The organism is Amycolatopsis lexingtonensis (genome assembly GCF_014873755.1).
Taxonomy (GTDB): domain Bacteria; phylum Actinomycetota; class Actinomycetes; order Mycobacteriales; family Pseudonocardiaceae; genus Amycolatopsis; species Amycolatopsis lexingtonensis.
In genome coordinates, this window is the sequence record NZ_JADBEG010000001.1 from 8,599,764 (window position 1) to 8,619,183 (window position 19,420).

Genomic DNA, 19,420 nt, shown 5'->3' on the forward strand with positions numbered 1-19,420 from the left:
AGGCGGGGTGGCATGTCGGGGTGCACTAGAACCCCTCCCGCAGCCGATACGCCTGCAGTGCCGACGGGCACGGCCAAGCCTCCTCGCACCACAAGCAGCCGCTTACGCCCGGCTCGTGGATGAGCAGCGTCAGCGTGATGAGCGAGTACAGCTGGGCCGGTTCCGGCAGTCGGGCTTCGGTGACAGGAGCCAGTGCCTGGCCGCGCTGCCAGCACCGAGGTACCAGCGTCAGCGGTCGCCTCCGGTGGTGGTGGGTTACGCGAGCCGCCATGTCGTCCCTGCTTCCTTGTGGGGTCTGGGAGCACCCCGGCGACCAGGACCCGTGTCGGAACGGGCATGGAGGACATGACCCGTGGACGGTTCAACCGATCGCCGGGGTGCCGAAATGACCATGGAGCGGCCGCCCCTGGTCCACCAGGGCGCAAAATCGACACGTTTCTTGCATCCGGCCGTCTGACCTGCGGTAATGTGACGATCTCGCACTGTCACCGAGGGGAGACGATCATGGGTGGCCGACGCATCGGGCTGGCACGGGCCCGCAAAGCGGCGGGCTACACCCAGGAGTCACTGGCCTACACGCTCGACGTCGATCCCGCCACGGTGAACCGGTGGGAGCGCGGAGCCACGGAGCCGCTCGTGTACAAGCGGCCGAAGCTGGCCAAGCTGCTGCACGTCACTCGTGAGCAACTGGAAGTCCTGCTGGCGGAGGGCACCGAGGCAAGTCCCACGCAGCCGGCGATTGCCGCTGAGCGCGGTGATCAGGAGCCGGACGAACGGGACGAGACGAGGAGGATGCCGCGCGGCGGCTTGCTTCTCCCGGTTAGGGTGAATGGACGGCCCGTACTGGTGCCGCTGGATGGGGCTACCGTCGCCGTCAGCGAGCTAGGGTCGCTTCTGCCGCCTGCTCTCGTCGTCGGTGACGAGGCCAACCTTCCAGCGGTTCAAGCCGCGGAATGGGACGCCATGAGTCCACTCAACCGCCGTTCGCTGCTCAAGCACGGCTTAGCAGCGACGGCTTTTCCCGCCCTCGGCCTTGACGAACTCGGGCGCGTCGCTGAGGCCATGGCCGACGCGCGTCGCTACTTCGACGGCCCGGTGCTCGACTACTTCACCCGCCAGCTGGCCGCCTGCAAGGCCGACGACGGCACGCTCGGCCCGGCAAAGACCTTGCCGCTCGTCCTCGGCGTGGTGGGCGCAATCGAGGAGCACGCCCGCGACGTCAAGCCGAGCATTCGGCGCGACCTGCTCAGGCTTGGAGCCGAAAGTGCCGAGTTCGCGGGCTGGCTCTACCGCGACGTGCGCGATTTCGGCCGAACGCTGTACTGGTACGACCGGGCCATGGAGTGGGCACAGGAAGCCGGTGACACCGCCATGCAGGGCTACGTCCTGCTCAAGAAGGCCCAACTGGCCTTTGACCAGCGCGAACCGCAGCGGATGCAGACGCTGGCGCAAGCGGTGCAGCACGGGCCGTGGTCCCTGCCGAACCGGGTCCAAGCCGAGTCGGTGCAGCAGGAAGCGCGGGCCGAAGTCATGCTTGGGGCGACCGCCGACGCCGTGGCGCCGAAGATCGACCGAGCTCGTCAGCTGCTGGGCGCTCGCGACGACGGGGCGTCGACGTTGGGAACGCACTACAACGACACGTTGCTGACCATGCAGACCGCGATCTGCTACACCGAGGCCGGGGCACCGCGGCGGGCGGTGGAGCTGTACGACGAATCGTTGATGGAAGACCGGTTCTCGCCGCGTGACTACGGGTTCTTTCTGTCGTTGCGGGCCGGTTCACTGGCGCTGGCTGGTGAGCCGGACGAGGCCGCCCGGACCGGCGTCGAGTCGGCCGCTCGGGCCGACAGCACCAGCTCCCGGCGCACGAAACAGGAGCTGATCCGCGTGCTCGAATACCTCCGACCCTGGACGAACCGGCCAGCCGTGACGCAGCTGCGCGAGGCCGTCACAGCCTAAGGTTGACATCGCTTACTCCAAACGGGTTAAAGGTTGAAGCTGGCGTAACCACGGCTTGCTGTTTGCCGACCTGGACTGCATATCGGGCTTCGTCCGAGAGGAGGCGACCATTCGGCGACGTGGCGCCCAGGCTTGTCGCCTACAGAAACAAAGCCTTCAAGCCGACGTAGGCTAAGTAGCGTCGACGCATCTGTTGGTTCTTGTAGAAGATGCGCATATGACTCCAGTCTTTCGCTTTGCGGTGGATTCCGTCATAAGCCTGACGGACCTCGACGGCGGGTATCTCCATATGCCGAGCTACTTCGTCGAGAGACATTACCGAGTCGCCCGCTGCGTCGTAGCGCAGCATCAGGACCTTCCTCTCAAGCGGCGAAAGGAGGTGAAAGTAGGACTCTGATGTAAAGATAAGCGCCCGCGCTTTTGCCATGAACCATTCCAACTCTATGCAACCAGTATAGCTACATTGAGTAGATTGGGGAAATAATGTCCGAAGACCCCGGCGACTCGAACGATATTGAAACTGAGTGGGAGGCGCAGCACCTGGATCAAGACCACGCCCACCTGTCGGCATCCGCCGACGACGAGGGCCACATCGATTGGGACCGAGCCACGACGCAGTACCACGGCGACGACAAGCCGGAGACCTCGTCCATCTTCGATCTCCCCGACGACAAAGGCTGACAGGCGTGCTGGCTGCTGAAATGCAGCCGTTCGTTCTTCGCTACCCCGCGGTCGGAGCGCCAGGGCTCGCCCTCGGTTATACGCGGGGGCGGGCTCTGGCTGTCACTAGTCGTTCACTGCCATCGAGCTACAGAAACAGCACTACACCGCAGATGGCGTCAGCCAGTCGCGGACGGCGGCGATGACCTCGGCCTGCCAGGACTGGCTCTGCGGGTCGGCGTACGTCGGGTCGTCGTGAACGGCGATGCCGTGCTGCGCACCCTCGAGCTCAAGTAGCCGGTGCGGGGCCGTCAGCCGGCGATCTGCGTCCCGGGACGACTCCACCGGGATGAAGGTGTCCCTGGTGCCGTGCACGATGAGCGTGGGCGCCTGGATGTCGGCCAGCGCACCGCGGGCATCCAGCCAGAACACCTCATTGAGCAGGGCCCGGCTGAGCTTGAAGCTCGGAGAGTGCGGCAAGAATCCCTGCTCGGCCAGGTCGCGGGCGGCTTCGTCGGTCAGGTAGTCGTCCTGCCAGAAGTCCTTCTGATCCACGAACCGCTGCTTGTAGTCAAGCAGCGGGTTGAACAGCACCAGCCGCTCGATGTCGGTCGGGCGCCGGGCTGCGTAGTAGGCGGCCAGACCGCCGGAGAAGCTAGCCGCCACCAGCGACGCCGACGTAAGGCTGGTCTCCTGGCAGAGGTGGGCCCGAGCTGCCCGGACGGCGTTGAGAACCCCAGCGAGCGACAAGTCCTCCTGACGGCCTTCGCTCTCGCCGTGACCAGGGAGATCGAAGCGGAGCGAGGCTACGCCGCCCTCGGCCAGGCCGGCGGCCAGCCGGGTGAAGAAGCCCGCCTCGTGGCGCGTGACGCCGCCACCGTGCACGAACACCGCGGCGCGGTGCGGCTGGTCGCCTGGCTGAACCAGCGTTCCGACCAGGTTGAGGCCGTCTGGAGTGCGGACGGTTGTCTCGATGTTACGTGCGGTCATGCTCCAAGCCTACTTTGGCGGCGACATCCTGACCGCAGAGCAGGCCAACGGGATCCGACCGGCGGCCGACGAAGTGAGTCGCTTCGCGTTCCTGGAGGTCACTACCGCAAAGCAGAGCTTGCAGCCATCCGCGGCCTGGCGGGTGAAGTATCGCTCATGCCAACTCAGTGGGATCAACGCGGCGGGCTTGACTGAGGTAGCCAAACGGTCGGTTAACGTGCGCAAAAGCGACTTCGACAGCGCTCTCGGCAGCGTAGCCTTCGCAGTGCGCTGCGTGATCAGAGACGGCCTGGCAGAAAAGGTAACGTTGATGTTAGTCTCAGCGACTTCAACAGTGAAGCATATTATAAAGGCAGTCCAGGAGAGGAGTCCGGCGTAGATGTTCACACGTTTGCGTGATAACGTGTGACTTTAACGCGCAGCGAGGTCTTGCTGCAGATAGACTCCGCAACCTGTAGGACCTGTGCACAGTTGAATACTTAGAGTAATATATATGCGAAAGGGATTCATTAAATGAAGAAGTATGGTGACGAGGGCGGCAACTAGCTGTTGCTCCTGATGCAGTAGTCTAGGCGAAAGCCGGGACTACTGCATTTTTATGTACATGCCAACTGTTTTGTTTTCGGGTACATTTTTTGCAATGAGGTTAATCTTGCGTTGCCCAACAGTGTTCGTGCCTGGTGTGAGGGTCATGTCGTTGTCTCCGGTTCGGAAGCCGAGTGGCTCGTAGTGCGCCACTGTGTCTGGCGGCAAAACGACGGTGTAGTCTATCTGGCCGACAATGTTAGCAAAGCAGAGCGAGAATTTCTCGGTCTCTTTATCGCGTACCAGTGGGCGGCACTTGGCTGGCCAATGTATCTCGGCAACTATCATGAATTCTTCGCCGACTTTGATGGGCGATGGAAAGTGCACCAGTGTCTCTAGTGCATTCTCGTCTCGCCATGCGGTAGTTACATGGTATGGGATACCACCTTCGTCGCCCCTGATCGGCGTTCTTGCCTTCACTTGAATCTTGCGACGCTGACGTACAGTCTGGTCTTTTCCTGGACTGGTGCGAAATCGATAAAATCCGAGATCTTGCCCAGTGGCCTTGCCTGAAATGGTCCAATATTCTTTGCAGTCTCCATTGCTGTCGATAGTTAGGACTTTCTGTACACGCTCCACTGACCAGAATGATGCAGCACGAGCGCTGATTTCTGCCGTGTATCGTGTGATCATCTCATGATCGCGCTTGCTCTTAACTCGCTGCCTGGTTTGTCCGAACGAAAGGTAAAGAATCGTCAAGATTAGCCACGCCGCACCGACTCCCAGCAGGTACATCGTGAGAACAGTGACCTTGAAGAAGGGGCTCAGGATGCCCACAAAGGAGATCAGTGTGAAGACGACGCGCAGCAAACGCGGCCACGACAACTCGCGAAGATAGTCGGCGATATGCTGCCGTGCCTTGCGGGTCATACTCGGGACCCCTTCCGTTTCCTCCGCATTTTGCGATGAACGTGCCAGGAGGTGTAGCTGTTTTCTGCCTAGAGTGAGTCGGGGTGCACTGACCGAGTGTTACAGGTCGGTTAGCTGGCCAGGTCAATCTGGCTCGCCGATGCTCATAGGTGTTCGCGGCCAGGCGAGGTGGACTGACTTTCCACGAGGTTGACCGCCGCAGGTACAGAGTAGATCTCAGGTCTGTCGATAGGCCGGCTGGGACTCATCTAAGCAAGTCACAACTGCGTGACGTTCAGTAACAGTCTGATGATCGTCGACGACTGGTGTGGTGGTCGGACACCTTGCCCGACCACCAGCGCATCACTCGCGCAGGAGGCACTGTCATGTCCATTGCGAACGCTTTCGCCACAACCACGACCTCTGCTCAAGTTACGAGCGGCAACCTCGGGAATGCTGCCCCGGCCGGCACGAAGAGCGTCAGTGACTTCGTTACCGTGCAGTCGTTGACCAACTTTGCTGCTATGACGGGTGGTATCGCAGCGGCTTGGGGCGGGGCGCAGAGTCTTTGGGCTCCACTACGAGGTCTATGGTTCCCCTTCGTACTGTGCGTCCTGTTCGGCACGGTGTCACTGGTGGCTTCTCGGCCTGGAGCGGCAGTCATGGGGACTGATGGTCAAGAGGTGTCTGACCAGCCGTCGTCATTTGTGCGATGGTTGCAACCGTCATTCATCGCATTGGTCAATACCTTCGTTCTGTATGGAGCCATCTTGGGCACAGGTCTCGCAATCAAGGCAAGCTGAGGGTCTGAGTGGGGCGGTGAAGTGCGCCGGAGCCGGCGAGATTGAAGCGATGCTACGTCACCCTCGGCCGAAGCCCGCCTCATGACGCGTGACACCACCGTGCATGAGTACAGCGGCGCGACGGCCCTCGCTGTTTGGCTGGACCAGTGTTCCGCCAGTTTAGGCCGTCGGGCGTGCGGACTGTGGTCTCGGTGCTACGTGCGGGGCATGGGGTTTAGAGCCTTCCCCGGCGGCAGCCTCGCGTCCGGGCCAACTGTCTGTGAGGCTGTCTTACCACTGAGTCATGCCTATGCCGGGGGAACTCTGGGGAGGTGGAACCGGCGAGACGAGATCGTCGCTCGGCTGCGGGCTTTGGCGGGGAGGCCAGCGTGTCCGAAATAGCATAAGCCCCCATCTCGGTCCGAGATGGGGGCGTGTGAGCCGGAAGCTCTGAGTAAGCAACTACATGTAACCGACTGTGGAGCCTGTTCGCGCGAGTACCGGTTAAGGCGAGTCTTGCTGGTGAATCAACGCTTGCACTATGGCGGTACTGGTTTGTTGCTGCGAATCGAACATCACTACCGCTGTAGTGATTGCATTAATTTATCACATTTCTATATCGCTGTCAACCTATGGTCTCAACCAATCGCTGTCAGGCTTGGCAACGAGCCTGGCGTTACTGTAGGCCCAATTCATTTCCAACGGGGTGTATCCTCGGTAACTGTAGTCACCATCGATCTCGACGGGCAGCGCAAAATCTACTCTGGCGGCCGTGTCAAGACAGATTGGCAGCAGCAACTGCAGGCGTCCCGGCTCATTGCCAGGCCAGTAAAATTGAGGAATCGCGGCACGATAACTCTGCTTGACCCTGAACTCAGCGTGCTTGAGCGCGGTCTCGAACGCCCGGTGTCGCCGTTCGACCGTGTCCGGGTCGTCACCCTGGAAGTGAGGAGGAAAGCGGCTGACTCGGTCAATGAGAGCGTGGTCCTGCAATATCAGTCGCCGTGACGTGTCGTACACGAGGTGCTCGGGCTTATCGAAGTACGTTGCGCGCTCTGGTAGCGTCGCGAAGTGGTTGAGTCGGCGATCAGCGTCGGTGACAAACTCAATAAAGTGCCAAGGGCCGTGTTGGGTGTTGCGCGCCTGATCCAGCAGGCCGAAAATCTCTCGATAGCGTTCAGTTACAAGTCCAGTATTAAAGCTGGCCCACTTCTGATCGGCGCTCACGCTAATCCGGTCTTGCTCGCGCAGCCGTCTAAACGTGTAGTCGATGTAGCGTCCTAAAACAGGGAATGCCTCAGGTCGATCCGCGATCTCGGGTACCGGATGATCCCATGACTCAGGCCTGGCTAGCGTCTCGGCGAGATACTTTAAGTGGCGATACCGGACTAGCATCGGCCAAGTGCAGAACCCCTGGAAGCTGCTCAGCGGTTTGGTGTACGGGGTCTCGTTGGCAGGCTTCGGACGGTCTGGCGCAATCATGTTATCGTTCATGTCTCCTCCGGTAGCGGTCAAGTGTGGTTGTCGAGATAGCTACTAATGCGTTACTGCCGGAGGGGAACAGTGCCCGATTGGAGACGCGACCGTTAGTTCAAAGTTATCGTCGACTATTGAGACTTGATGTGGCTCGTTTCCGGGCGGCTGGGTAGGCGGTGTGGATGACCCAGCTCACCGTTTGGCTGCTCGGGTCACTCGTACGGTCACAGCCCGGAAGTCTTCTACGGCCCTCTCCAAGCCTTGGCTTGCTCGCTTCCATCCGCGCGACGACGTCGTGGGCGCCTTCATGAGGTCAGTGAGCGCGTCGAGTAGCCCATGAGCCGCTCGGCGCAGGTCCTCGTTGCCAGCCAGAGATACGCGAGTCAGGACAAGTGACGCGCGTTCCATTGGCCCAGCTACGGCGCTCCAGGCGAAGTCGTTTGCGCTCCGGCGGAGGTCAACTGCCCGCGTTAGCGCGGCGGCCCGTTGCTGTATTGCGTTGTCGCCTCGGGCGAAGAGGTCGCTCATGATGCTGACTCCGGACGCAACGGCCGGCAGGCCACCCGAGCGCACCTTGACGGCTTCAAGGGCCATCCTGACGCCGTAAACTGCGGCCATCGCCTCGGCTGCCAGCATGGCCAGCCGTTCGCGTTCGTCCCGCCTGCGCTGGCGCCACGGCTGGAACAGGGCGACGAAGACGGCTGCAACGGTAGCTCCGGCACCGAAAATCTGGCCGATGGCCGACCACCAAGCTGCTTCCGTCGCGGAGTCGCCGAAGAGGTGCGTGAGCATGTGCTCGTGATACACCACTCATCGTCCATGACCTCAAGACGCGCGAGCCGATCATTCGGCAACTAGCTCCGCTGTCGGTAAGAAACTGACGACTGCTGCAGCCTGATCACTCGAAAGTTTAACGGAGCCACGTAACACCGGGTCGCTACGCTGTTCATGATCTCCTGATGAGCCTACATTCGCCCCGGAAGTTCGCTATCGGGTGACGGTGGCGATTTCGCGTAACGGCATGCGGCCTTCGAGCGACCATGTCAACATCAACTTCGATATCTGTGGGATATAAAGGCGAGGAGGATGCTCGCAGCCATCGAGTGACGATCTGGGTAGCTTACGCCCAGGGCTGACACCGCGAAGTAGTCGCCGTATACTGAGGGAACCCATGCTTACCAAGATTGTCATTAAGAACTACCGAAGCTTTCGAGACTTCACGCTTGAGTTTGACCCTAAGATGAACATCTTGGTGGGCGACAACGATGCGGGCAAGTCAACCATCCTTGAGGCGATCGGGCTTGCCCTGACGGGTCGTGTTCGTGGTCGGCCGTTACTGCAGGAGTTGTCGCCGTATATGTTCCATATGGGCGCCGCCGCCGAATACATTAAGGGGGTTCAGGAGGGGCGCCCGGTTCAGCCGCCCGAGATTATTATTGACCTCTTTCTGGATGCTGACTCAGCGCCGCCTGAAATTCAGGGAACGAATAACCTTTGTAAGACTAACGCGCCCGGTGTTCGCATTCGTGCTCACCTCAACGAGGACTATGAAGATGAGTATCGCGAGTTTGTGAAAAACCCCGATCAGGTCAAGCTGATCCCGACCGAGTACTACCGAGTTGACTGGCTGGCTTTTTCGGGCAACGGCGTCACGTTCCGGAGCGTCCCAGCGACAGCTTCACTTATTGACGCCGCCAGCATCCAGCTGCAGAGTGGCGTTGACTACTACTTCAACGGCATCCTCAACTCCCATCTTGCGCCGGCTGATCGCGTTGGACTTGCTCGGACCTATCGCGGCTTGCGCGAAGAGTTTTCTGAGAGTGCTGCTATTCAGGATATCAACAAAAAGCTCCGTGGTGATCCCGCTGATGTTAGCGAACGCACGCTTACCTTAGGTATCGATGTCTCGCAGCGAACGAGCTGGGAAAGCAGTATCGTGCCACATCTGGACAATCTGCCCGTGCAGTACGTCGGTAAGGGTGAGCAGAGCACGCTAAAGATCCTTCTTGCTCTGAACAAGAAGGTTGATGACGCTCATGTCGTCCTCGTTGAAGAACCCGAAAATCACTTGTCTTTTCCAAACCTGGGCAAACTTGTTAAGAGGATCAAAGATAAGTGCAGCGGCAAGCAAGTATTCGTTACCACTCACAGCTCGTATGTACTCAATAAGCTTGGGCTTGAAAGTCTGGTACTCCTGTCGCTGACGCAGGGGATTCGTCTCAATGCGCTGTCGCGCAGTACGCAAGACTACTTCCGCAAGCTGTCGGGCTACGACACACTTCGCGTCGTTCTGGCACGCAGAAGCATCCTGGTTGAGGGGCCTTCGGACGAGCTTGTAGTTCAGCGGGCGTACCTTGATGTGCATGGGTGCCTGCCGGTGGATGGTGGCGTAGATATCATCAACGTGCGCGGGCTGTCGTTCAAACGCTTCCTGGATATCGCCGCTTTGCTGCCGCAGAATCAAGTTGATGTCGTAACCGATAACGATGGTAAAGAAGCTGCCGAGGTTAAAGCTGGATACGTCGCTTACGATCAGTACGGGAATATCGGCGTCCATGTCGGCGAAAACGCGGCATACAAGACGCTGGAGCCGCAGTTGCTCTTGGCTAATGATCGAGCGACGCTAAACGGCGTCCTTGGGCAGGACTTCGACACCGACGACGAGCTGTTGAAGTACATGAAGAACAATAAGACAACGTGCGCCCTCGCCATCTTCTCAAGCTCGACCACCATCAACATGCCGGGATACATTAAGAATGCCGTCGCATAACAATCGGGCCGTCATTGCGGCGGCGGGATCGCGGAAGACTCAGCATGTCATCGATAGTGCGCTGAGCAACAGTGCTGAACGCGTGCTGGTAACTACGTATACCAACGAGAACCTACTCCAGTTGAGGAGTCGGATGGCGGCCGTCAGGGGTTCTATCCCGTCAAATATTACCTTGACGGGATGGTTTACGTTGCTGCTAAACGAGTGCGCTCGGCCGTATCAGAGTAGTGTTTTGGGTGAGGTTGGGTTGATTCGAGGTCTCGACTTTACCGGACAACGGCCTATCTATGTAGGTCAAAACACGCCAAGACAGTACTATCTTGATAGTCGCCGAGACGCTTACAGGGATGAGTTATCCGCGCTCGCCGTTAAGGCTAACGAGGCGTCCGGCGGAGCGGTCGTGCGTCGCCTGTCGGAGATGTTCGATCATATCTACATCGACGAAGTTCAAGACTTGGCTGGCTACGATCTCGACTTACTTGATCTGCTAATGCGGTCGCCGATTGCTGTCACCATGGTTGGCGACCCGCGACAGGCGACGTTTTCGACTAATAACAACCGGAAGAACAAGAAGCATAAAGGGAGCGGGATTGCTAGCTGGCTTAACGAGCGTGTCAATCTTTGCGAAATCGAACCGCGGGCGGTGAGCTACCGTTGCAACCAGGAAATCTGCGATTTTGCTGACGGGCTTTATCCTGAAATGCCCGCCACGACTTCAATGAATAGCGAAACTACCGGCCACGACGGCGTGCTTGCTATTAAGCCATCGGATGTATCGGAGTATGTTGCTGAGCATGACCCTGTGGTACTCCGATATGATAAGAGGGCAGACACTGCAGGCTTGAATGCGATCAACATCGGCGTATCAAAGGGTAGCACCTATGATCGAGTTCTGATTTTTCCAACTGGCCCAATGAAGAAGTACTACCAGTCTCGCAACCCATTGGACGCCGGGGCTCGGGAAAAACTTTATGTGGCGGTGACGCGGGCGAAGTACAGTGTTGCGTTTGTGATTCCTTAGTTCGAGCGTGGAATTTCTACGCATTGCCTCGGTGGGGGAACCGACCTCTCGGTCGCAATTCGATCCCATCGGCAAGCAAGTACTCTCGCACCGTGCTCGCGACGACGTGATACCGCTTTGCAATCCTGTCGAGCGTCCAGCCGTTCGCGTACAGTCCGACGGCCTCATGTACCTGCGCCGGCGTCAGCTTCGAGCACCTCGTCGTAATGCCCAGTCCCTGGAGCCGCTTCAAGATCGTCGTGCGGTGCACGCCGAGTTCATTGGCGATCTGCTGCATGCTGGCTCCGGCCTCGTGCCGAGCGATCATCTGACCCACTTCTTCGGGGGTGAGTTGACGTTGCGTCTGATACGGCCGAGACACGGGCCCGACGTCCGGGAGGGTATCTGGCCAGGTGGCGGCCATCTCTAGGAGGCGTCGGGCTGGTGGGGAAGGGTTTGCAAAGGCCTCGAAGACCTGCACGTACGCAAGCCGCACGTTTTGTCGGCTGTGCCGGCCGGCCCGCCGTGCGCGTCATCGGTCAGCCTGTCGGCGGGCAGGTAAGTGGCCGGGCCGGGCAGTGCGTCCGGCAGTTCCAGGTTCTCCGGTGCAGGCCGGTGGCTCGCAGGGCTTGAACGGGTCGTCCGGGTGGCGACCACTTGGTCCACGACGTTCCCGCGCACCTTCCCGACCGACTGCCGGCCGGGCGACTCACCGCGACCGGCGACGCGTGCTGCCGGCGAACGTTCCACTATGGACTGATTGCCCACCTTCTCGGATGCCGGAACGGCCCCTCTCGCGGACGATGACCGGTGAGCGGTAGCCGAGTCGAGGGGTCCGAGGTCGATGAGTGGTGTGGTGTTCGGTGCCCGGAAGTCCCGGCGAGGGGTGTCCGGGCTGCTGGTCGTGGTGCTCCTGGCGCTCGGTGTGCTCGCGCCCGGCACGGCGCCTCGCGCGTCGGCCGCCGAGGCGCGGAGCTGCGGGTTCGCCACGGCGGGCACCGGTACCTACGCCCGGACGCTGTGCTGGTTCGACCTGTCCGGCTACAGCGCGGCGGAGGCCACGTCGCCGGCGGGCCAGCGGTTGGTGTTCGCGCTGCCCGGCGGCTACCGGCTCTCGGCCACCCTCACCGTGTCCGGCGGCCCGGTCGCGCCGAGCGCGCTACCCACCTACTCGGCCGCTTACCTGGGCAACTCCGGCCACTACACCGGGGTGCCGGGCCGGCCGGCGCTGTACCAGACCGCCAGTGGCACGACGACCGTTGCCGCGCTGACCGACATCGTCGCCACCGACGCGAGCGGCGCGGTGGTGAAGGGCTACGGCCTGGTGGGCGCGGACGTCGAATCGACGGACGTCGGCGAGTCGATCGAGTGGACCTCGTCCGCTCCGATCGAGTCGCTGACCGCGGACGGTTCCGGGCCGGGCATCGGCAACGCGTGCGGGGGTGGCTACACCGGCATCGGCACCCGGACCGTGCACTGTGCCGGCCGGGTGAACGCCAAGAAGACCGGCACCGCGATCGTCGCCGCGGAGGATCCGGCCACCTTCACCCAGCGCATGGTGGGCGGCGGACGGCAGGCGGTCGGGTTCGGGGTGCTGGTCTCGAGCCTCCAGATGGCCAAGAAGGTGGTGCGGGGATTCGCCGGTGACTCGTTCGCCGTCTCGGTCGCGTCGTCGGGCGGGGCCGTGCTGGGCTCGGCCGATACGCAGGGCGGCACGTCGGCGACCACCGGCGAGGTCACCGTGCTGGCCGGAGCGCGCGGTGGCGATTACACCCTGCGCGAGGCGGCCACTTCGGGCCTCGAATCCAATTACGACAGATCGTGGACCTGCACCCGCAACGGCGCCGCGGACAGCGAGCTGCCCAGTGGTGACGCGGGTGGCTCGGTCCGGGTGCACATCGGCATCGGCGACTTCGTCTCCTGCACGGTCACCAACACCGCGAAGGCGGCGACCCTGCAATTGGTGAAGCACGCGGCCTCGCCGGTGGACGTGAACGGCAACGGGATCACCGACGCGGGTGACACGATCGGGTACACCTTCACCGTCACCAACACCGGCGCGCTGGCGCTGCACGACATCGCCGTGACCGACGCCAAGGCCGGCGTCGTCACCTGCCCCCGGCCGGCGCTCGCCCCGGGAGAGTCCCAGACCTGCACCGCGCGGACCCCCTACCCGATCAGCAAGGCGGACGAGTCGGACGGCGCCGCGCTGAACACCGCGACGGCGTCCGGGCTGCCGCCGGGCGTGACCACCAGGGTGACGTCGAACCCGTCGTCCACCCGTACGCCCACCGAGTCGCCGAAGCCCGCGCTGACGCTGAAGAAGTCCGCTTCCCCCGACGACCCGGAGGCCTATACCGCCGGGCGTCGGATCACCTACTCGTTCCTGGTCACCAACACCGGCAACGTGCCGCTGGGCGAGGTCGGGGTCGACGAGACCGCGTTCTCCGGCAGCGGCGTCCTGTCCACGCCGGTCTGTCCCGTCGCCACGCTCGCCCCCGGCGCCAGTACGACGTGCACCGCCACGTACGTGCTGACGCAGGACGACGTCGACTCGGGCCTGCTGCACAACACCGCCATCGCGCACGGCAAGCAGCCCGGCTCTCCCGACCCGACGACCTCGAATCCCGCCACCGTGTCCGTTCCGACGCCGGCGCACCCGGCGATCACGCTGGTCAAGACCGCCGAGCCGACGATCGTCGGGCGCGCGGGCCAGGTCGTGACCTACACGTTCACCGTGACCAACACCGGTGACGTGACGCTGCGCGGGGTCGGGGTCGACGAGACCCGGTTCACCGGCTCCGGTCCCGCGCCCGCGATTTCCTGCCCGGACGCGGTGCTCGCACCCGGGGCGTCCCAGACGTGCCGCGCGACCTACCCGGTCACCCAGGCGGACATCGACGCGGGCTCGATCGAGAACACCGCGGTCGCGCACGGCACGGCCCCGCGCGCGACCGAGCCGACCACCTCGGCGCCCTCCTCGGCGAAGGTGACCGCCGACCGTTCCGCCGCGCTCGCGCTGGTGAAGTCGGCCGCCCCCGGCGCGGTCGCCGCCGCGGGCGAGCCGGTGCGCTACTCGTTCCTGGTGACCAACACCGGGAACGTGACGCTGACCGACGTGACCGTCACCGAAGAGGCCTTCAGCGGCAGCGGATCGCTGTCGGCGGTCTCCTGCCCGGCGGGAGCCGCCGTGGTGCCCGTGCTGGCGCCCGGCCAGACCGTCACCTGCACCGCGGATTACACCGTGACCCAGGCCGACCTCGACGCCGGCCGGATCACCAACAGCGCGACCGCGGCCGGCACCCCGCCCGGTGGCCTGCCGACGGTGACCACCCCGCCCGCGTCCGCGGTCGTCACGGCGCGCGGTGGAGCCGCGCTGACGCTGGTCAAGTCGGTCGAGCCGGCCACCGTGGACGGCGCCGGGCACACCGTCACCTACCGGTTCGCCGTGACCAACACCGGCAACCGCACGCTCACCTCGGTGGCCGTGCGCGAAACCGCGTTCACCGGTACCGGGACGCCGCCCGTCATCGCGTGCCCGTCGGACACCCTGGCCCCCGGCCAGGCCGTCACCTGCACCGCCACCTACACCCTCACCCAGGCCGACGCGGACGCCGGCTCGGTGACCAACACCGCCGAGGCGACCGGCAGTCCGCCACAGGGTGACCCGGTGACCTCCGGCCCGTCCCAGGCGACGGTGACCGTACCGGGCAGGCCGGGGCTGTCGCTGGTGAAGTCGGCGGACGGCGGGCACTTCGAGGCCGGGCAGACGGTCACCTACTCGTTCGTGGTGACCAACACGGGCAACCGGACGCTCACCGCCGTGACAGTGCGGGAAACGGCGTTCTCCGGCATCGGAGGGCTCTCGCCGCTGTCCTGCCCGGGCGGCGGCGCCACAGTGGCCGTCCTGGCGCCGGGCGAGCAAGCGGTCTGCACGGCCACGTATGTGCTCACCCAGTCCGATGTGGACTCCGGGCACGTGACGAACACGGCGGTCGCCACCGGCACCCCGCCCGGTGGGACCGAGCCACCGACCTCGGACCCGTCGACGGTCGTCGTGCCGACCCCGCCGGACGCCGCGCTGACGCTGGCCAAGACGGCCACGCCGGGCACGGTCTCCGCGGCCGGCCAGCAGATCACCTATGCGTTCCTGGTGACCAACACCGGCAACGTCACGCTCGCCCCGGTGACGGTCCGCGAGACCCGCTTCACCGGCAGCGGCGCCGCGCCGGTGCCGGTCTGCCCGGGCGGTGCGCTGGCTCCCGGGCAGCGGGTCACCTGCACCGCGACCTACCGCGTGACGCAGTCCGATGTGGACGCCGGATCGATCGGCAACACCGCCGTGGCGTCCGGCACCCCACCGGAAGGCGGCAGCCCGGTCGACTCGAAGCCCGCGACCGCGACCGTGCACGCCACCGCGGCCGGCGCGCTCGCGATCACGAAGGCCGCCGGTCCGGTGGACGTGAACCGCGACGGGAGCATCGGAGCCGGGGACCGGATCGGGTGGACGATCACGGTCACCAACACCGGCACGGCCACCGTCGGTGAGATCAAGGTCGACGACCCGTCCGCCGGCCCCGTGACCTGCCCGGGCACCGTGCTCGCCCCGGGCCAGGCGATGACCTGTACCGTGCCGCCGCACACGGTCACCGCGGCGGACGTCACGGCCGGCCGGGTCCGCAACGTCGCCACCGCCACCGGGACCGGTCCCGACGGCAAGCCGGTCGCGGGCGGCGAGGCGACCGCCGTCGTCCCGGTGGTTCCCGTGCCGCCGCCGGGATCCCGTCCAGGACCGGCGACGGGACCGGGGGAGCCGCCGCACCGGTTGCCGGACACCGGTGTGGACGTGGGACGGCAGCTCGCCTTGGCAGGCCTGCTGCTGATCGCCGGGCTCGCGCTGTGCCTGGCCGGGCGACGACGGCGCGCCTGAGCAAAACGGGTCGTTCGAGGTCCGGCTGGAAGCGTCCCGGTGTATGCCGGGTGGGCTTTCCGGCCGGGCCTCGAAGGTTTCACCCGACGGTAACCGGAAACTTCGCCGGACCACGCAGGTTGATCCGCCCGTTCCACTCCAGCGTCCCGGCGAACCCGAGGTCCGGGAACCGCTGCACCAACCGGCTGATCGCCACCTGACCCTCCAGCCGCGCCAACGCCGCACCCAGGCAGTGGTGCGGCCCAGCACCGAACGAAACCTGGTGGCGCGCCTCCGGGCGGTCCAAACGCAACTCCGCGGCATCCGGCCCGAAGAACCGCTCATCCCGGTTCGCCGAACCCAAGCAGGCCAACACGAAAGTCCCCGCCGGAATCTCCTTACCCGCCAATGAATAAGGCGAAGTCGTGATCCGCCGCGTCTGCTGCACCGGCGAGTCGTACCGCAAGAACTCCTCCACCGCATTCGACGCCAGCTCCGGCTGAGCACGCAGCAGCGCAAGCTGATCCGGGTTCCGCAGCAACGCGTTCACCCCATTGGCGATCAGGTTGACCGTCGTCTCGTGACCCGCCACGTACAGCAGCACCACCTGCGCCACCAGCTCGTCCCCGTCCAGGACCTGCCCGTCGTGCTCAGCCGCGATCAACGCCGTAAGCAGGTCGTCCGCCGGGTGGTTGCGCTTCCACTCGATCACCGAACGGGTGATCGCCGACAGCTCCGCGTCCGCCGACGCGATCGCCCGCGCCGTCTCCTCGTCCGCCACGATCTCCAGTGAGCGCACCAGGGTTCCGCTCAGCTCGCGGATGCGTGCGTGGTCGGTCGGCGGCATGCCGAGCATCGTCGAAATCACCGCGAACGGCAGCGGGAACGCCAGTTCCTCGACCAGGTCCGACGTGCCCTTCTCCGCCATCCGCTCCAACGAGGCGTCGACGAGTGAGACGATCTGCGGCTCGAGCGCCGCGACCGCGCGGCGGGTGAACACCTTCGTCACCAGTGAGCGCAAGCGGGTGTGGTCGGGCGGGTCGCGGTCGAGCATCGACAGGTTCAGCGCGCCGGGGTCCGCGGCCGGGGCCAGCGCGGCCTGCTGGTCGAGGAATGGGCCCGCGGCCAGGTTCTGGATCTCCACCGAGAGCCCCGCGCGCAGCAGCGCCGAGACGTCTTCGTAGCGCGAGACGAACCAGAAACCCAGCGGGTGGCTCTGCACCGGATCCTCGTCGCGAAGCACCTTGTACTGCGCGTACGGGTCTTCGAAGAACCCTGGCGCGAACGGGTTGAAGAGCAGCTCGTCGGTGTTCGTCATCGCAAACCCCCAGAGACCTACGCCGTGTCTGTGACATACACAGTGTATGTCCTATGCTTTGCGCATGTCGACCGTCAAGAGCCGGCGGGAGCAGTACTCCGAGGCCACCCGGGCCGCCCTGCTGTCGGCGGCCACCCGCCGGTTCTTCGAGCACGGCTTCGGTGGCACCGCCCTGGAGGACATCGCCGCCGACATCCAGGCGACGCGTGGCGCGATCTACCACCACTTCGCGAACAAGACGGCGCTCTTCGAGGCCGTGTTCGAGCAGTTGGAGACCGAGGCGATGGAGCTGTCCGCGGCCGCGGCGGCCCGTGCGGACGATCCGTGGGCGGCGGCCTTCGCCGCGCTCGACGCGTTCCTCGACCGCTGCTGCGACCCGGTGTACGGCCGGCTGGTCTGGCAGGAAGCCCCGATCGCCCTCGGCTGGCTGCGCTGGCAGGCGGCCGAGGAGCAGTTCGCCTACGGCCTGGTCGAGCAGCTGATCAAGGCGCTGGTGGACGGCGGCGACATCGACGACCAGCCGCTGGAGACGACGACCCGGCTGGTGTTCGGCATGCTCGGCACGGCCGGGATGGCGCTGGCCGAAGCGTCCGATGTGGACAAAGCGCGGCTGAAGGCGGAATACGCCGCGGTCATCGGGAGGATGGCTTCGGGACTACGCCCTTCGGCGTAACGGCGATGATTCGCCGCCGCGGTGCCGCCTGGTCCGGAAAGAACGGCGTCGAAGGCCATTTTCAAGAGTGCTTCCGCGGCTATTCGGGCCCATTCGTGTTTAAGGGGGCACCCTGTGTAGTGCTTGTGCGGTCTGTGTAAGCTCCGGATTCGCTTGACCGGGTGATCACTCACCCGAATCGGTGGCCGCCGCGATCGACGCCTGTCATCTGCGCGGCCCTCACGTCGTGGTTCGGGCTCGGATAGGAGATTTATGCAGGTCAGGTCAGCTCTCGTGCGTGGCGGGATCGCGGTGCTCGCCGCGGCTGCCGCGGTCATGGTCGGTGCCCCCTCGGCCCTCGCGGACGACGGCGCGGCGCGCGGCCGGGTCAGCGAAAACGCCGGCACCGTCGGCTACCGGCTCAACCTCGAGGGCGGCGGTGACTACATCACCAAGCTGTTCTCGCTGAAGCTGTCCGACGGCAGCACGCTCAAGCTCTACTGCGTGCAGATCACCGTCGGCATGCGCACCGACGTCGACATGGTCGAGACCCCGTGGAACAAGTACCCCGCCGCGAACTCGCCCTTCGAGAAGAACAGCGCGAAGATCAACTGGGTGCTGCACCACGGCTACCCGGGCGTCGGGCTGGACGCGCTGGGCAGCACGCTGTCGAAGGCCGGCGTCAAGGTCAACGACGGCATCTCCGAGCGCGAAGCGATCGCCGCCACGCAGGCCGCCGTGTGGCACTTCAGCGACGGCGTGAACCTGAACCTCACGAAGCCGCTGGCCGAGAACAACCCGGCCGAGGCCAACGCCGACGTCGCCGCGCTCTACGGCTACCTGACCGGTGACGAGAACAAGGGCATCGCGCAGCAGCCGAAGCCGACCCTGAACATCGCCGCGGACAAGACCGAAGGTGCCGCGGGCACCAAGATCGGCCCGTTCAGCGTCGCCACCTCCGGTGACATCACGTCGCTGACCACCGAGCTGCCCGACGGCGTCAAGGTCACCGACGCCGACGGCAAGGAGCTGAAGTCCACGGACGTCAAGGACGGCAGCAAGCTGTTCGTCGACGTCCCGGCCGGCGTGAAGCCGGGCAACGGCTCGTTCTCGCTCAAGGTCACCGGCGAGCTGGACACCGGCCGCCTGTTCGTCGCCGACAACTACGCCAAGAAGCCGGCGCAGTCGCTGATCGTCGCCGACTCGGAGAAGACCCAGGTGACCGCGAAGGCGGCCGCGACCTGGACCGAGGCGGGCGCCCCGGCCACCAGCACCGCGCCGACCACCCCGGGTGGCGCGCAGTCCGGTGGCGGCGACCTGGCCAACACCGGTGTCGACGCCGCGGTTCCGTTCGGTGTCGGCGGCCTGCTGCTGGGCGGCGGCGCGCTGATGCTGCTGGTCAACCGGCGTCGCAGCCGCGCGTAAGCAAGTCCCGTGAACGGGGCCGGTCCACTGTGGACCGGCCCCGTT

16 protein-coding genes are annotated in these 19,420 nt (G+C 64.2%); 8 read left to right on the forward strand and 8 right to left on the reverse strand.

The features are described 5' to 3' along the window. Positions 1–25: 25 nt before the first annotated feature. On the reverse strand, positions 26–271 hold the full coding sequence (locus H4696_RS40130) for a hypothetical protein (protein WP_086861758.1): 246 nt from the start codon (positions 269–271) through the stop codon (positions 26–28). Positions 272–504: 233 nt separating this feature from the next. Between H4696_RS40130 and H4696_RS40135 the strand changes: the two genes are divergently transcribed. After that, entirely contained in the window at positions 505–1,959 is a 1,455-nt protein-coding gene (locus H4696_RS40135) for a helix-turn-helix domain-containing protein (RefSeq protein ID WP_086861759.1), read from the forward strand. Positions 1,960–2,098: 139 nt separating this feature from the next. On the opposite strand, the gene H4696_RS51570 is transcribed toward H4696_RS40135, so the two are convergent. Further along, the gene (locus tag H4696_RS51570) at positions 2,099–2,308 is read right to left on the reverse strand and encodes a hypothetical protein (RefSeq protein ID WP_158104342.1); all 210 of its coding nucleotides are present in this window, start codon (positions 2,306–2,308) and stop codon (positions 2,099–2,101) included. Between the two features lie 134 nt (positions 2,309–2,442). Between H4696_RS51570 and H4696_RS40145 the strand changes: the two genes are divergently transcribed. Continuing rightward, positions 2,443–2,640 carry a hypothetical protein gene (locus tag H4696_RS40145; protein ID WP_086861761.1) on the forward strand — a complete coding sequence of 66 codons (198 nt, stop codon included), beginning with the start codon at positions 2,443–2,445 and terminating at the stop codon, positions 2,638–2,640. Between the two features lie 141 nt (positions 2,641–2,781). Here H4696_RS40145 and H4696_RS40150 read toward each other — a convergent pair whose 3' ends face one another. Next, positions 2,782–3,609 (reverse strand): alpha/beta hydrolase, encoded by an 828-nt coding sequence (locus tag H4696_RS40150; protein ID WP_086861762.1) that lies wholly within the window; start codon positions 3,607–3,609, stop codon positions 2,782–2,784. Between H4696_RS40150 and H4696_RS40155 the strand changes: the two genes are divergently transcribed. Continuing rightward, a complete protein-coding gene (locus H4696_RS40155; RefSeq protein ID WP_086861763.1) occupies positions 3,608–3,988 on the forward strand; it encodes an NUDIX hydrolase in 381 nt (126 codons plus the stop codon). The genes H4696_RS40150 and H4696_RS40155 overlap by 2 nt on opposite strands. A gap of 206 nt (positions 3,989–4,194) precedes the next feature. Here H4696_RS40155 and H4696_RS40160 read toward each other — a convergent pair whose 3' ends face one another. The 3 genes from H4696_RS40160 to H4696_RS40170 form a co-directional block, all read right to left on the reverse strand. Continuing rightward, the gene (locus H4696_RS40160) at positions 4,195–5,064 is read right to left on the reverse strand and encodes a hypothetical protein (protein ID WP_143265150.1); all 870 of its coding nucleotides are present in this window, start codon (positions 5,062–5,064) and stop codon (positions 4,195–4,197) included. A 1,391-nt stretch (positions 5,065–6,455) separates the two neighbouring features. Next, a complete protein-coding gene (locus H4696_RS40165; protein ID WP_086861764.1) occupies positions 6,456–7,319 on the reverse strand; it encodes a DUF3825 domain-containing protein in 864 nt (287 codons plus the stop codon). Between the two features lie 174 nt (positions 7,320–7,493). Further along, positions 7,494–8,093 carry a hypothetical protein gene (locus tag H4696_RS40170; protein ID WP_143265151.1) on the reverse strand — a complete coding sequence of 200 codons (600 nt, stop codon included), beginning with the start codon at positions 8,091–8,093 and terminating at the stop codon, positions 7,494–7,496. Between the two features lie 379 nt (positions 8,094–8,472). Between H4696_RS40170 and H4696_RS40175 the strand changes: the two genes are divergently transcribed. Both H4696_RS40175 and H4696_RS40180 read left to right on the forward strand, forming a co-directional pair. Further along, entirely contained in the window at positions 8,473–10,071 is a 1,599-nt protein-coding gene (locus H4696_RS40175) for an ATP-dependent nuclease (RefSeq protein ID WP_086861766.1), read from the forward strand. A 133-nt stretch (positions 10,072–10,204) separates the two neighbouring features. Next, positions 10,205–11,092 (forward strand): UvrD-helicase domain-containing protein, encoded by an 888-nt coding sequence (locus H4696_RS40180; protein ID WP_338064931.1) that lies wholly within the window; start codon positions 10,205–10,207, stop codon positions 11,090–11,092. 16 nt (positions 11,093–11,108) lie between these two features. Here H4696_RS40180 and H4696_RS40185 read toward each other — a convergent pair whose 3' ends face one another. Then, the gene (locus H4696_RS40185; protein ID WP_143265152.1) at positions 11,109–11,495 is read right to left on the reverse strand and encodes a helix-turn-helix domain-containing protein; all 387 of its coding nucleotides are present in this window, start codon (positions 11,493–11,495) and stop codon (positions 11,109–11,111) included. Between the two features lie 420 nt (positions 11,496–11,915). Between H4696_RS40185 and H4696_RS40190 the strand changes: the two genes are divergently transcribed. Further along, positions 11,916–16,001 (forward strand): DUF7507 domain-containing protein, encoded by a 4,086-nt coding sequence (locus H4696_RS40190; protein ID WP_086861769.1) that lies wholly within the window; start codon positions 11,916–11,918, stop codon positions 15,999–16,001. Between the two features lie 79 nt (positions 16,002–16,080). Here the strand turns inward: H4696_RS40190 and H4696_RS40195 are convergent, their stop codons facing one another. Next, positions 16,081–17,298 carry a cytochrome P450 gene (locus tag H4696_RS40195; protein WP_086861770.1) on the reverse strand — a complete coding sequence of 406 codons (1,218 nt, stop codon included), beginning with the start codon at positions 17,296–17,298 and terminating at the stop codon, positions 16,081–16,083. 64 nt (positions 17,299–17,362) lie between these two features. Between H4696_RS40195 and H4696_RS40200 the strand changes: the two genes are divergently transcribed. After that, complete coding sequence (locus H4696_RS40200; protein ID WP_086861771.1) at positions 17,363–17,971, forward strand: TetR/AcrR family transcriptional regulator; 609 nt, start codon at positions 17,363–17,365, stop codon at positions 17,969–17,971. A gap of 273 nt (positions 17,972–18,244) precedes the next feature. Then, entirely contained in the window at positions 18,245–19,375 is a 1,131-nt protein-coding gene (locus tag H4696_RS40205; RefSeq protein ID WP_249027051.1) for a thioester domain-containing protein, read from the forward strand. The last annotated feature ends 45 nt before the right edge of the window (positions 19,376–19,420 follow it).

Excerpts from the sequence above, each read along its gene's own strand:
- H4696_RS40180 (WP_338064931.1), top strand. The coding sequence starts at position 10,205 with ATGGCGGCCGTCAGGGGTTCTATCCCGTCAAATATTACCTTGACGGGA.
- H4696_RS40190 (WP_086861769.1), top strand. The coding sequence starts at position 11,916 with ATGAGTGGTGTGGTGTTCGGTGCCCGGAAGTCCCGGCGAGGGGTGTCC.
- H4696_RS40170 (WP_143265151.1), bottom strand. The coding sequence starts at position 8,093 with ATGCTCACGCACCTCTTCGGCGACTCCGCGACGGAAGCAGCTTGGTGG.
- H4696_RS40155 (WP_086861763.1), top strand. The coding sequence starts at position 3,608 with ATGCTCCAAGCCTACTTTGGCGGCGACATCCTGACCGCAGAGCAGGCC.
- H4696_RS40130 (WP_086861758.1), bottom strand. The coding sequence starts at position 271 with ATGGCGGCTCGCGTAACCCACCACCACCGGAGGCGACCGCTGACGCTG.
- H4696_RS40160 (WP_143265150.1), bottom strand. The coding sequence starts at position 5,064 with ATGACCCGCAAGGCACGGCAGCATATCGCCGACTATCTTCGCGAGTTG.
- H4696_RS40150 (WP_086861762.1), bottom strand. The coding sequence starts at position 3,609 with ATGACCGCACGTAACATCGAGACAACCGTCCGCACTCCAGACGGCCTC.
- H4696_RS40165 (WP_086861764.1), bottom strand. The coding sequence starts at position 7,319 with ATGAACGATAACATGATTGCGCCAGACCGTCCGAAGCCTGCCAACGAG.
- H4696_RS40185 (WP_143265152.1), bottom strand. The coding sequence starts at position 11,495 with ATGGCCGCCACCTGGCCAGATACCCTCCCGGACGTCGGGCCCGTGTCT.
- H4696_RS51570 (WP_158104342.1), bottom strand. The coding sequence starts at position 2,308 with ATGCTGCGCTACGACGCAGCGGGCGACTCGGTAATGTCTCTCGACGAA.
- H4696_RS40175 (WP_086861766.1), top strand. The coding sequence starts at position 8,473 with ATGCTTACCAAGATTGTCATTAAGAACTACCGAAGCTTTCGAGACTTC.
- H4696_RS40195 (WP_086861770.1), bottom strand. The coding sequence starts at position 17,298 with ATGACGAACACCGACGAGCTGCTCTTCAACCCGTTCGCGCCAGGGTTC.
- H4696_RS40135 (WP_086861759.1), top strand. The coding sequence starts at position 505 with ATGGGTGGCCGACGCATCGGGCTGGCACGGGCCCGCAAAGCGGCGGGC.
- H4696_RS40145 (WP_086861761.1), top strand. The coding sequence starts at position 2,443 with ATGTCCGAAGACCCCGGCGACTCGAACGATATTGAAACTGAGTGGGAG.
- H4696_RS40200 (WP_086861771.1), top strand. The coding sequence starts at position 17,363 with ATGTCGACCGTCAAGAGCCGGCGGGAGCAGTACTCCGAGGCCACCCGG.